Source organism: Vibrio sp. J2-3(2022), assembly GCF_021725735.1.
In the GTDB taxonomy this organism is placed as follows: Bacteria; Pseudomonadota; Gammaproteobacteria; order Enterobacterales; family Vibrionaceae; genus Vibrio; species Vibrio diabolicus.
Map to the genome: position 1 here is coordinate 313,304 of NZ_JAKKCK010000003.1, position 12,570 is coordinate 325,873.

The 12,570-nt window shown below is 45.7% G+C and carries 12 protein-coding genes; 10 read left to right on the plus strand and 2 right to left on the minus strand.

Features of this window, described 5'->3' with window-relative positions; genetic code table 11:
* Positions 1-196: 196 nt before the first annotated feature.
* From priA to rraA, 7 genes are all read left to right on the plus strand, one after another.
* Positions 197-2,398, plus strand: a complete 2,202-nt coding sequence (priA, locus tag L3V27_RS13905; RefSeq protein ID WP_237312072.1) for a primosomal protein N' — start codon at positions 197-199, stop codon at positions 2,396-2,398.
* Between the two features lie 304 nt (positions 2,399-2,702).
* A complete protein-coding gene (gene cytR, locus L3V27_RS13910; RefSeq protein ID WP_254901949.1) occupies positions 2,703-3,731 on the plus strand; it encodes a DNA-binding transcriptional regulator CytR in 1,029 nt (342 codons plus the stop codon).
* Positions 3,732-3,955: 224 nt separating this feature from the next.
* A complete protein-coding gene (gene ftsN / locus L3V27_RS13915; RefSeq protein WP_017820300.1) occupies positions 3,956-4,504 on the plus strand; it encodes a cell division protein FtsN in 549 nt (182 codons plus the stop codon).
* 115 nt (positions 4,505-4,619) lie between these two features.
* Entirely contained in the window at positions 4,620-5,171 is a 552-nt protein-coding gene (hslV, locus tag L3V27_RS13920) for an ATP-dependent protease subunit HslV (protein WP_005383176.1), read from the plus strand.
* Positions 5,172-5,194: 23 nt separating this feature from the next.
* Entirely contained in the window at positions 5,195-6,526 is a 1,332-nt protein-coding gene (gene hslU, locus L3V27_RS13925; protein ID WP_006742475.1) for an HslU--HslV peptidase ATPase subunit, read from the plus strand.
* 641 nt (positions 6,527-7,167) lie between these two features.
* On the plus strand, positions 7,168-8,085 hold the full coding sequence (locus L3V27_RS13930) for a 1,4-dihydroxy-2-naphthoate polyprenyltransferase (RefSeq protein WP_237312073.1): 918 nt from the start codon (positions 7,168-7,170) through the stop codon (positions 8,083-8,085).
* Positions 8,086-8,161: 76 nt separating this feature from the next.
* Positions 8,162-8,668 carry a ribonuclease E activity regulator RraA gene (gene rraA, locus L3V27_RS13935; RefSeq protein WP_114323088.1) on the plus strand — a complete coding sequence of 169 codons (507 nt, stop codon included), beginning with the start codon at positions 8,162-8,164 and terminating at the stop codon, positions 8,666-8,668.
* Positions 8,669-8,803: 135 nt separating this feature from the next.
* Here the strand turns inward: rraA and zapB are convergent, their stop codons facing one another.
* Positions 8,804-9,046 carry a cell division protein ZapB gene (gene zapB / locus L3V27_RS13940; protein WP_005379536.1) on the minus strand — a complete coding sequence of 81 codons (243 nt, stop codon included), beginning with the start codon at positions 9,044-9,046 and terminating at the stop codon, positions 8,804-8,806.
* A gap of 348 nt (positions 9,047-9,394) precedes the next feature.
* On the opposite strand from zapB, the gene glpX reads away from it, so the two are divergent.
* The 3 genes from glpX (at position 9,395) to L3V27_RS13955 (ending at position 11,748) form a co-directional block, all read left to right on the plus strand.
* Positions 9,395-10,402 carry a class II fructose-bisphosphatase gene (gene glpX / locus L3V27_RS13945; RefSeq protein WP_237312075.1) on the plus strand — a complete coding sequence of 336 codons (1,008 nt, stop codon included), beginning with the start codon at positions 9,395-9,397 and terminating at the stop codon, positions 10,400-10,402.
* A 218-nt stretch (positions 10,403-10,620) separates the two neighbouring features.
* Complete coding sequence (locus L3V27_RS13950) at positions 10,621-11,241, plus strand: metalloregulator ArsR/SmtB family transcription factor (RefSeq protein WP_065646853.1); 621 nt, start codon at positions 10,621-10,623, stop codon at positions 11,239-11,241.
* 156 nt (positions 11,242-11,397) lie between these two features.
* The gene (locus tag L3V27_RS13955; RefSeq protein ID WP_085342723.1) at positions 11,398-11,748 is read left to right on the plus strand and encodes a DUF3135 domain-containing protein; all 351 of its coding nucleotides are present in this window, start codon (positions 11,398-11,400) and stop codon (positions 11,746-11,748) included.
* Here the strand turns inward: L3V27_RS13955 and L3V27_RS13960 are convergent.
* The gene (locus L3V27_RS13960) at positions 11,742-12,032 is read right to left on the minus strand and encodes a GIY-YIG nuclease family protein (protein ID WP_086046481.1); all 291 of its coding nucleotides are present in this window, start codon (positions 12,030-12,032) and stop codon (positions 11,742-11,744) included. The genes L3V27_RS13955 and L3V27_RS13960 overlap by 7 nt on opposite strands.
* Between the last annotated feature and the right edge of the window lie 538 nt (positions 12,033-12,570).

The window sequence follows — 12,570 nt, forward strand, 5'->3', positions numbered from 1 at the left end:
AGCCATATCTCAAGGCGCGATATAGTAAAGAATCACATTGCTCGGATCAACACATTTGGCAACTTTTTCGCCACTTTTTTAGCCAGACTAATCATAGAGGCACGATTCACGCTGAATCACATGGCTTTACTCGAATTTCCATACCGATTTTAATAGACTCTCATTTCCTTTCCCTCTTTTTAATAGCTAAGAATTTATGCGTCCAACCATTGCTAGAGTGGCATTACCCGTTCCGCTCGACAAACAATTCGATTACGCCATTCCGGGGCACCTGTTTCCGATCATTGGTGGACGCGTTTCCGTACCTTTTGGACGCCAAACCTTAGTCGGCATCGTCACCGCCATGGTGAACCACTCCGACTTTCCTAAAGATCAGCTTAAGCCAATCAAAGCGGTATTAGACTCCCAACCGATATGGTCAGAGACGCTTTATTCTCTGCTAAATTGGTGCAGCCAGTTCTATCAGTACCCTCTAGGTGACACTCTACACAATGCAATGCCTGCCGCGCTGAGGAAAGGCAAACCGGCTGACTTTGCAACACTACAAGAATGGCAACTGACAGAAGCAGGAAGAAATAAGCTAATGCAAGGGCTTGGACGTGCAATAAAACAACAGCGTGCACTCCAAATGATGGTCAACGGACCGATCCCGCATCAAGAGCTCTTGGATCAAGAAGTAAACTCAACCATCTTAAAAAACCTCGAAGAAAAAGGTTGGGTCGAGCGCATCGAGAAAAAGCCGGTTATTACGAAATGGAGTCAAAATGTAGAGTGTGCGGTAGAGAAACCAAAGCTTAACCACGAACAAGCACTCGCGATTGCCAGCGTAAATAGCCAAACGGGCTTTGCTTGCTATTTATTAGAAGGGGTCACGGGATCCGGTAAAACCGAAGTTTACTTAAACCTTATCAAGCCCGTTCTAGAGCAAGGGAAGCAAGCATTAGTTTTAGTACCTGAGATCGGTCTAACGCCCCAAACCATCAACCGCTTTAAGCATCGATTTAATGTCCCGGTAGATGTGATTCATTCCGGTTTGAATGAAACAGAGCGTTTAAACGCCTGGTTATCGGCTCGCGATAAAGCCGCGGGAATCATCATTGGTACGCGCTCAGCCCTACTGACACCTTTTGCTGACTTGGGGATTATTATCGTTGATGAAGAGCATGACTCCTCTTATAAGCAACAAGACAGCTTGCGTTACCACGCTCGTGATGTTGCTGTCATGCGCGCCCATAAAGAGCAAGTGCCGATTGTCCTTGGCTCAGCGACGCCAGCGTTAGAAACCCTACATAATGCGCTGTCTGGTAAATATCACCATTTAACACTCACCCAACGAGCTGGCTCTGCCGTGCCAACCACCAATAAAGTGTTAGATGTAAAAGGTCAGTATTTAGAAAGTGGCTTATCCGCCCAACTGATTGCCGAAATGCGCAAACACTTAAAAATGGGCAATCAGGTTATGTTGTTTCTTAACCGCCGAGGTTTCTCGCCCGCTTTGATGTGCCATGAATGTGGTTGGATTGCAGAATGTAAACGCTGTGATGCGTACTATACGTTCCACCATTACAGCAACGAAATACGCTGCCATCACTGCGGCTCACAACAACCTGTCATTCATCAGTGTCAGGGATGTGGTTCAACTCAACTGGTTACCGTCGGCGTAGGAACGGAACAGCTCGAACAACAATTGGCTCAGTTGTTTCCAGAATACAAAGCCATTCGTATCGACAGAGACAGTACACGTCGTAAAGGTAGTTTGGAAGATGCCCTTGAATCGATTCGTAAAGGTGAATACCAAATACTGATAGGCACTCAAATGCTGGCTAAGGGGCACCACTTTCCAAATGTAACGCTCGTTGCTCTTTTGGATGTTGATGGCTCTTTGTATAGTAGTGATTTTCGCGCTTCGGAGCGATTAGCTCAGCTGTTTATTCAGGTCGCAGGTCGTGCTGGCCGAGCAAGTAAACCTGGCGAAGTGATCCTGCAAACTCACCATCCTGAGCACAGCTTGCTGCAAGCCCTACTTCAAAAAGACTATCGTCACTTTGCTATGACAGCTCTGGAAGAACGCAAACTGGCTCAGCTTCCGCCTTATAGTTTCTTGACTCTGTTTAAAGCAGAAGCAAACCAAAGTGAAGTGGTTGAAGACTTCTTACGTCAGGTTCGCTTTACCTTAGAATCGCACCCTTTATTTGACGACACTTGCATGGTGCTGGGTCCAACACCATCACCTCTCGCCAAACGCGCAGGCAAATACCGCTGGCAGCTGTTACTTCAAACCCAGCATCGTTCATTGATGCAAAAGTTATTAACCAGTGCCAAACCTGCTATTGAGTTGTTGCCAAATGCCAAGAAAGTTCGCTGGAATTTAGACATAGAGCCACAAGATCTCAGCTAGCAAACGTTTAACTATGTAATGAATTACCATTTAATGTGACGAGCATCACGACGGGATTGCAATTTTTGTTAAACAGACCGTAACTTTCACTTTAGAAATGAATAGACTATCCAAATTAGAAAAGTCTAAAGTGACTTGTTCGCACAGACTTAGATTAAAACAATGACTATTCCCACAAATTGATGTCGCAGTGAAGAATCCATTTTTCCACTTGTTAACACGAACTGAGCGAAGAGCAAACGCTGCTCTAACTCAGCGTGATTACTATGATTTCAAACCGGAATAACGTCATCTTGGCAAAAAAATAAACGAGAGGTTAAAAACTATGGCGACAATGAAGGATGTTGCCCAGCTTGCGGGAGTGTCTACGGCTACGGTATCTCGAGCATTAATGAACCCAGAGAAGGTCTCTTCTTCAACGAGAAAAAGAGTAGAAGATGCCGTACTTGAAGCGGGTTATTCTCCAAACTCATTAGCGCGTAACTTACGTAGAAACGAATCAAAAACCATTGTCACTATCGTTCCCGACATCTGTGATCCTTATTTTTCTGAAATTATTCGCGGCATTGAAGATGCTGCCATGGAACATGGCTATCTAGTCCTGCTGGGCGATAGCGGACAACAGAAGAAACGCGAAAGTTCTTTCGTTAACCTCGTATTTACTAAGCAGGCGGATGGAATGCTACTGCTTGGCACAGATCTACCGTTCGATGTCAGTAAGCCAGAACAAAAGAACTTACCTCCGATGGTAATGGCGTGTGAATTTGCGCCAGAGTTAGAACTTCCGACAGTACATATTGACAACCTGACCTCAGCATTTGAAGCGGTGAATTACCTAACCCAACTAGGTCATAAACGCATCGCTCAAATCTCTGGACCAGATACAGCAATATTGTGTCAGTTCCGCCAGCAAGGCTACCAACAAGCCCTGCGCCGTGCCGGCATCAATAAAGATCCACAATATAGTGTCATTACTGAGTTCTCTTTTGATGGCGGAGCAAAAGCCGTTCGTAAACTGCTCGAATTGCCAGAGCCACCAACGGCTATTTTCTGCCACTGTGACACAATGGCCATCGGCGCAATTCAAGAAGCGAAAAAGCTTGGCTTACGAGTACCGCAAGATCTCTCTGTTGTGGGCTTTGATGACATTAACTTCGCTCAGTACTGCGATCCACCGTTGACCACTATCTCTCAGCCTCGCTATGAGATTGGTCGACAAGCGATGCTAATGATGCTTGAGATGTTAAAAGGACACGACGTGCATTCAGGCTCGCGTCTACTTGAAACTAACCTCGTCATTCGCGGAAGTGCAGCGCCACCACAGCGCCCTTAACCTAAAGATTAGGTATTCATACCCAAAGCGGTGCTAAGGCGCCGCTTTTTATTTGCCCCTCCTGCTTTTTGTGTATCCCCGAATAAATATAAGCAAGAACGGAAACACACTCCTACACTCGGGCGTTGTCGCGCTTTAGCTATCAAGATTCTATCAATAGGGTGTTTTCTCAACTCGTTCTGGATTAACATATTTGCAAGAATCCTTGATGACCAGAAATAACCGTGGCAAATAGAGATTATGTAAGACGGGGGCGAGGCGCCCCAAAAAAGTCGACAAAAAAACAGCCGCCGAGAAGAAAAAAACCTTGGCGTAGTGGCCTGCTCGCTATCTTGCTCGTGGGTGGTTTTGGCTATGGTCTTTACCTTTTGAGTAGCGACCCAGAACCCAAACAACCTGTCGTGAAGCAGCCAACAACCACTGTAAGCAAACCAAAGCCGAAAAAAGACTTGCCGCCACCACCAGAAGAAAAGTGGGAATATGTTGAGTCACTACCGAAACGTGAAGTTGAAGTTGTGGCCAAAGAAATTGAAGTTTCTAAAATTCCTTACATCATGCAGTGTGGCGCGTACAAAACCCAGGCACAAGCGGAAGAGCGCAAGCTTGCAATCGCGTTCCAAGGGATGTCGAGCAAGATTCGTAAGAAAGAAGGCAGTTCATGGTATCGCGTGGTGCTAGGTCCGTATAAGTTCAAACGTGATGCAGAACGTGACCGTCATAAACTGCAACGCGCGAAAATCGAGCCATGTGCGATTTGGAAAGAAAATCTTTAAACTCAGGCCCTAGGAGCTAAGATCCTAGGGCCTTTCTTTTTGCCCCCTTGAATCCCCATTTCCCTTCCCCCATATACTGAATTAAATCCAAAGAGAAATAATCAAGAGGTCGACTGTGACTACCATTGTATCTGTACGTCGAAATAATAAAGTCGTCATCGCGGGTGATGGCCAAGTATCTCTAGGCAATACCGTAATGAAAGGTAATGCGCGCAAAGTTCGCCGCCTATATAACAACCAAGTACTAGCGGGCTTTGCTGGCGGCACTGCAGATGCCTTCACCCTTTTTGAGCGCTTCGAAAGCAAGCTGCAAATGCACCAAGGCCACCTAACTAAGGCTGCGGTTGAGCTAGCCAAAGACTGGCGTAGCGATCGTGCTCTGCGCAAGCTCGAAGCCTTGCTTGCCGTTGCCGACGAAACCGCATCGTTAATCATTACCGGTAATGGTGATGTCGTACAGCCAGAACACGACCTGATTGCGATTGGCTCTGGTGGTGCTTACGCACAAGCTGCCGCAACCGCCCTACTAGAAAACACAGATCTAGATGCTCGTGAGATCGCGGAAAAAGCTCTCAATATCGCGGGTGATATTTGTGTCTTCACCAACCACCACCACACAGTAGAAGAGCTAGACTCAACGGTAGAGCCTGAAAAACCAACCGCGTAATCGTAACGAAGTAAGGAAAGAATATGTCTGAAATGACGCCTCGCGAAATCGTTCATGAATTGAACCGCCACATTATCGGTCAAGAAAAAGCCAAGCGTTCGGTTGCGATTGCACTTCGTAACCGCTGGCGCCGTATGCAGCTTGAAGAAAGTTTGCGTGCCGAAGTGACGCCAAAAAACATTTTGATGATTGGTCCTACTGGTGTTGGTAAGACTGAAATAGCACGCCGCCTAGCAAAACTGGCAAATGCACCATTCATCAAAGTTGAAGCGACGAAATTCACCGAAGTGGGTTACGTTGGTAAAGAAGTTGAAACTATCATCCGTGACCTGACTGATGTCGCTGTGAAAATGACGCATCAACAAGCGATGGAAAAAGTAAAATTCCGCGCTGAAGAGCAAGCGGAAGAACGCATTCTTGATGCGCTACTGCCGCCAGCACGTGATAGCTGGGGTCAAGCAGAGCAAACGGAAGAGTCTTCTCACACTCGCCAGATCTTCCGTAAGAAACTGCGTGAGGGCCAACTAGACGATAAAGAAATTGAAATCGACGTAGCCGCACCACAAATGGGCGTAGAGATCATGGCGCCCCCAGGTATGGAAGAGATGACTAACCAGTTGCAAGGCATGTTCCAAAACCTGGCTGGCGATACTAAGAAAAAGCGTAAGCTGAAAATCAAAGACGCAATGAAAGCGTTAGCGGAAGAAGAAGCGGCGAAACTGGTTAACCAAGAAGAACTAAAAGAAGCAGCGATTTTCAACGTTGAAAACAACGGCATCGTATTTATCGATGAGATCGACAAGATCTGTAAACGCGGTGAGAGCTCTGGCCCAGACGTTTCACGCGAAGGTGTTCAGCGCGACCTGCTTCCATTGATTGAAGGCAGCACGGTATCAACCAAGCACGGCATGGTAAAAACAGACCACATTCTGTTTGTTGCATCTGGTGCATTCCAAGTGGCAAAACCATCTGACTTGATCCCAGAATTGCAAGGTCGTCTACCAATTCGCGTTGAGCTAGAAGCACTAAGCAGCAACGACTTCAAACGTATTCTGACAGAGCCAAAAGCCTCTCTAACAGAGCAGTACGTTGCGTTGATGAAAACGGAAGATGTGGACATCGAATTCACAGAAGACGGCATCACGCAAATCGCGGAAGCGGCATGGACGGTCAACGAAAGCACAGAAAACATCGGTGCTCGTCGCTTGCATACCGTTATGGAGCGCTTAATGGATGAAATCTCTTACGATGCAGCAGAACAATCTGGCGCGAAGTTTGTTATCGATGCCGCTTATGTGAAAGAGCGCCTAGGCGACACGATTGAAGATGAAGATCTAAGCCGCTTTATTCTTTAATCGCAATCTATTTTACCAAAGCCCAGAACCTTGTTTCTGGGCTTTTTGTTTAGAATGACGATTACTGTGACAACACCTAAATCAAAAGATCTGGTCATTCTAGCGAGCTCAAGCGAGACTAAGAATCTAGTAACAGCACACCCTATTCTTTCCAGCTCACCTTAACCACCGCACAATCGGACGATAGATTCTGAATCACACTCGTTCCTCGTTGTTCAGAATGGCGGTGACTTTGACAACTCATAAATCAAAAGATCTCGTCATTCTAGCGAGCTCAAGCGAGACTAAGAATCTGCTAACAGCAGACGCCTATTCTTTCCAACTCACCTTCACCACTGCACAACCGGACGATAGATTCTGACTCACACTCGTTCCTCGCTGTTCAGAATGACGGTGACTTTAATAAACTCTAAATCGAAAGAACTCGTCATTCTAGCGAGCTCCAGCGAGACTAAGAATCTAATAGCAGCGTTCTCAGTACCATTCACTTTCCAAAAAGATGGCTATTTTATCGCCTCAAATATCGAAACTGCTTTCCTTCTACTTCACCCTTTGACTTCTAGTTGAGTTGTTTTAGGTCAATAGCGTATCTGCCTCTTTGTGCTTATACTGGGCACATTGGTTACTAGCACGAAATTTCCATGAAACAATCTCTACAGATCTGGCTTGAAGCCGCTCGCCCAAAAACACTACCTCTGGCGTTAGTCTCTATCTTAACGGGTAGCGTACTCGCCTACTCGGCGGGGCATTTTTCACCGACAATTGCCATCATGGCTTTCGTAACCGCGACGTTGCTGCAAGTTCTATCCAACCTTGCGAACGACTATGGCGATGCCGTTCAAGGTACAGATAACGACAAACGCCTTGGCCCATTACGAGCGATGCAGTCTGGCGTGGTAAGTGCGAAACAAATGAAACAGGCGATTATCTTTAACATCGTTCTGACCGCCATTTCTGGCTTAGTGTTAGTTTTCTATTCACTAAGCTCACTAGAAAGCATTGTCACTTTTATCGGGCTGGGAATTTTGGCCATTCTCGCAGCCATTGCTTATACCATGGGTAGCAAACCATACGGTTACGTGGGGCTTGGCGATATTTCAGTTTTCTTGTTTTTTGGTCTACTCGGCGTATCCGGTACCTATTTCTTGCATACTGGTCACGTAGATACCACGCTATTCTTACCTGCTCTAGGCTGCGGTTTACTCGCCGTTGCAGTACTCAACATCAACAATATGCGTGATATCGAGAACGACCGAGAGTGTGGTAAACGCACAGTCGCAGTGCGTTTGGGTCAACGCAAAGCCAAGCAGTATCACTTTGTTTTACTTGGCGGTGCTATTCTTGCCTTTGCGGCTTACTTGTTAATTCAAGACAAACCCGTTTGGATTAGCTTGCCATTTTTACTTAGTATTTATTTCGTGGCCGATCATGGTAAAGCGGTTTGGCATACACAAAAGCCCGCTCAGATAGCACCAATGATGCCAGTCATCGTGAAATGCTCTTTAGTCACCAACGTTTTGTTTGCAACAATTGTGGTAGCTCAAACTCTAGTAAGTTAAAAAAGGATTGTCATTGCATTGACTTAATGCCTAGATATACTCAAAGACAACCAATTTCTGTTTAGAAAGGTACGCTATGGAATACAATACCTCAGCACTCTGTGATATCTACCTCGATCAGGTAGATGTGGTTGAACCAATGTTCAGTAATTTTGGCGGTCGCGCTTCATTTGCCGGGCAAATCACCACCATCAAGTGTTTTGAAGATAATTCGTTGATCCGCGAGACATTAGAGCAAGATGGACTTGGTCGCGTTTTGTTAATTGACGGTGGCGGTTCCCTACGTAAAGCCCTTATCGATGCAGAAATTGCAACTATTGCGGAAGAAAATGAGTGGGAAGGCATTGTCGTTTACGGCTGTGTTCGTGAAGTTGATGAGCTCGAAGATATGAACTTAGGCATTCAAGCCCTCGCTTCGATTCCTGTTGGTGCGACCAACCAGGGTATTGGCGAATTAGATGTACCAGTCAATTTTGGCGGCGTCAGCTTCTTACCTGAAGATTATATTTATGCCGATAGCACCGGAATTATCCTGTCGCCTGAACCATTGAATATTGATTTAGAGTTGGATGAAGAAGAATAACGAGTCTTAGGTACCTAAGTTATAGGACCTTATCTTGGCTATCAGGCATAGAGCTTGTCCAAAGATTTCCTACTTCCCCAAATTAAAAACACCCGCTTAACGCGGGTGTTTTTAATTTGGAATGAAGAAGCCGGATTATTCCACTTCGTCCATTTTGCCAAGTAGTGCACGAATGCGCTCTTGCCATTGCGCATGCTCTTGCTGTGCTTGTTGTGCTTTTTGCTCTAGCTCTTCTCGTTGAGAGCGAAGCTCGTTCGCTTCTTCCGCAAGTTTTGCTTTATCTTCTTTCAGCTCTTCGACTTCCATCTGAAGAAGAGTGATTGTGTCAACTGCAGTTTGAATTTTAGATTCTAGTTGTTCTAGTACTTCAAAAGACATCTTGGCCTACCTATGTTATTCCGTTGGGACGATGTGCGAGATTGATGCACACCTAACCTATATAAGGTTCATTCTACTCAGCGTCGCGATGAGAAACACTCACTATATTCGATATTTCGCATCATTCGGTCAAAAAATCGGCGCAATCTCACTAAACGCTGACTTTTCTTATCGCCGAAGCATTTTTGAGCAAGGGTTTTGCCTCCCGCCACGCTGAAAATCGCCCTAAGTATTGATCAAATTCAAGTTAGATAAAGTAAAAGCTCCGCAAAAAGGCAAACGTTTACCCTACGTTGTGATAGAATCGCCGCGCAAATTCTTCTTCCCTCTTGCTTACTTGGAGACATCATGAAACGCGATTTAGCAATGGCATTTTCCCGTGTGACTGAAGGTGCAGCTTTGGCTGGTTACAAATGGCTTGGCCGTGGCGATAAAAATGCAGCCGATGGCGCAGCTGTTGAAGTTATGCGCACCCTACTGAACAAAACAGATATCAGTGGTGAAATTGTCATTGGTGAGGGTGAAATCGATGATGCGCCAATGCTATACATTGGTGAGCAAGTGGGTATTGGTGGTGATGAAGTAGATATTGCAGTCGACCCGATTGAAGGGACGCGTATGACGGCAATGGGACAATCTAACGCACTAGCCGTACTTGCCGCAGGTGAGAAAGGCAGCTTTCTTAAAGCGCCAGATATGTACATGGAAAAACTGGTTGTTGGCCCTGGTGCAAAAGGCGTGATTGACTTAGAAAAGCCGTTAAAAGAGAACCTAGAGAACGTAGCAAAAGCCCTGAACAAACCACTTGATACCTTAGTCGTTATTACCCTTGCGAAACCTCGCCACGATGACGTTATTGCAGAAATGCAAGCAATGGGCGTACGTGTCTTTGCGGTGCCTGATGGTGACGTGGCTGCCTCTATTCTGACTTGTATGCCAGACAGTGAAGTGGACATGATGTACTGTATTGGCGGCGCGCCAGAAGGGGTCGTATCAGCCGCGGTGATTCGAGCGCTAGACGGTGACATGCACGGTCGTCTACTTCCGCGTCACGAAGTAAAAGGCGATACTGAAGAAAACCGCATTTACGGCGCAGACGAACTAAAACGCTGTGATGAAATGGGCGTAAAAGCGAATGTTGTCCTCAAAATGGGAGACATGGCCCGTAGCGACAATGTGGTATTTTCAGCTACAGGCATCACTAAAGGTGACTTGCTAGAAGGCATCTCTCGCCAAGGCAATATCGCAACCACAGAAACGCTGCTCGTGCGTGGTCGATGCCGTACTATTCGTCGCATTAAGTCGACTCACTACCTAGATCGTAAAGATCCAGAAGTGCGTGATATTATTCTTTAAGCATTTCTCGAGGCTCTAGCCAATCTGAGTTGGAGCCTTTCTTTCCGCATAACCGAACGATAGATTCTGAAGCACACTCGTTTCTCGCTGTTCAGAGTGGCGATATATATTGGCTCATATGAACATAGCCCTTACAAATCCACACTCAAATTAAGTCAACACTTTTCTTTACTAACCCTATCGCGCATAATATGTACTGACGTATAAATGGTGGGTATATGAAGACCGTAGATAGGATATTGCAAATCGTTAAGCGTGATGGTTCCGTCACTGCAAAACAACTCTCTTCTGAGCTAGGTATGACAACCATGGGGGCGCGTCAGCACCTGCAAAGTTTAGAAGATGATGGCATCCTGTCTATTCATGACGTAAAAGTAAAAGTTGGTCGCCCTGCTCGCCATTGGTCTCTCACTCAAAAAGGTCATGAGCAATTTGCTGACCGTCACGGTGAGTTGACCATTCAATTTATAGAAGCTGTCGAACATATCTTTGGCAAAGATGGACTGGACAAAGTCACATCAGAAAGGGAAAAACTCACATTACAAAGTTATCGGCAGCATCTTGAGCAATGCGACTCTCTGCAAAGCAAACTAGAGACACTCGTCACATTAAGAGAGCAAGAAGGCTATATGGCAGAGCTCGAGCAAGATGAGAACGGATTTATCTTGATCGAAAATCACTGTCCGATTTGTAAAGCCGCAACTCGCTGCCCAAGTTTGTGCCAATCAGAATTAAGTGTCTTTCAGTCTTTGCTTGGACGTGACACCAAAATAGAGCGCACCGAGCATATCATCAGCGGTCAAAGACGCTGCGTGTACCGCATCCAACAACTGCAGTAACCACCACAAACATCGACATGCCGCACTTATTCAATCTCAAGCTTGAAAGCTTCTCTTATAAATGAGACGGCTGAAGAAATCATCCTCTCACCTCTTTCTAGTGGTATAGGCTTTTAGTAACTAAAGGCAATTTCCATAAGGATTTGGAGAGCATCAATGTCTACTCTACGTCACTACTCTTCTCAAACGCTTCCGCCATTCGATGAAATGGTTCGAATGGCAGAGCGAGATCCAGAAGCTTTTGAGCAATTTCGTCATGAAATGGCAAAAGAGATGATCGAAAGTGCATCAGAAAACATGCAAGAAAGACTGTGGGCTCAGCAAAGCCACATCGATAGGGTCATCAGCACGTGTAAAAACCCTCACCACACCAATGTGGTATTGATGAACGAATTACAAAAACAGGTCGTGAAGTTCAGAGCGGCGCTACAAGGGGAAACGGCACCGACTCAAAAAGCGGATGTGGTTAGTTTAGAGGCATTTAAAGGTAGGGACGATTTTTACTGATACTCAGTAGATAGATCGAGAAAGTTAGGGTTCGTTTCTCTTACCAAGGCTAACTTCCACTCACGCTTCCACTGCTTGAGCTGCTTTTCTCGGTTTATGGCAGTTGCCATATCTTCGAATAACTCAAAGTAAACGAGCTTATGAACGTTGTATTTCTTGGTAAATCCCTCAACTACTCCGTTTTTATGCTGCCATATTCTTTGAGGCAGCTGACTGGTAACACCTATGTAGAGAACGGCGTTGTTATTTGACGTTAGGATATAAACGCAAGGTGTCCTATCGATGATTCATTCTCCTTCATGATTCGCTGTTACTTTTCCATTGTAATTCAATCGCTCAGTTCAAACTCGGAGCGCTCTGGGCGTAGATTCTGAATCACACTCGTGCCTCGTTGTTCAGAATGACGGTGACTTTAATAAGCTCTAGGTCAAAAGCGTTCGTCATTCTAGCGAGCTCAAACGAGACTAAAAATCTGGTAACAGCAAGCTCCTGTTCTTTCGCACTCACCTTAGCCACTGCTCAACCGGATGATAGATTCTGAATCACCTCGTTCCTCGTTGTTCAGAATGACAGTGGCTTTAACAGTCTCTAAATCAAAAGAGTTCGTCATTCTAGCGAGCCTTAGCGAGACTAAGAATCTGATAACAGCAAGCTCCTATTCTCTCCCGCTCACCTTAGCCACAGCTCAAGCGGACGATAGATTCTGAATCACCTCGTTCCTCGTTGTTCAGAATGACAGTGGCTTTAACAGTCTCTAAATCAAAAGAGTTCGTCATTCTAGCGAGCCTTAGCGAGACTAAGAATCTGATAACAGCAAGCTCC

Excerpts from the sequence above, each read along its gene's own strand:
- L3V27_RS13950 (WP_065646853.1), top strand. The coding sequence starts at position 10,621 with ATGAAGACCGTAGATAGGATATTGCAAATCGTTAAGCGTGATGGTTCC.
- priA (WP_237312072.1), top strand. The coding sequence starts at position 197 with ATGCGTCCAACCATTGCTAGAGTGGCATTACCCGTTCCGCTCGACAAA.
- L3V27_RS13955 (WP_085342723.1), top strand. The coding sequence starts at position 11,398 with ATGTCTACTCTACGTCACTACTCTTCTCAAACGCTTCCGCCATTCGAT.
- L3V27_RS13930 (WP_237312073.1), top strand. The coding sequence starts at position 7,168 with ATGAAACAATCTCTACAGATCTGGCTTGAAGCCGCTCGCCCAAAAACA.
- rraA (WP_114323088.1), top strand. The coding sequence starts at position 8,162 with ATGGAATACAATACCTCAGCACTCTGTGATATCTACCTCGATCAGGTA.
- zapB (WP_005379536.1), bottom strand. The coding sequence starts at position 9,046 with ATGTCTTTTGAAGTACTAGAACAACTAGAATCTAAAATTCAAACTGCA.
- hslU (WP_006742475.1), top strand. The coding sequence starts at position 5,195 with ATGTCTGAAATGACGCCTCGCGAAATCGTTCATGAATTGAACCGCCAC.
- glpX (WP_237312075.1), top strand. The coding sequence starts at position 9,395 with ATGAAACGCGATTTAGCAATGGCATTTTCCCGTGTGACTGAAGGTGCA.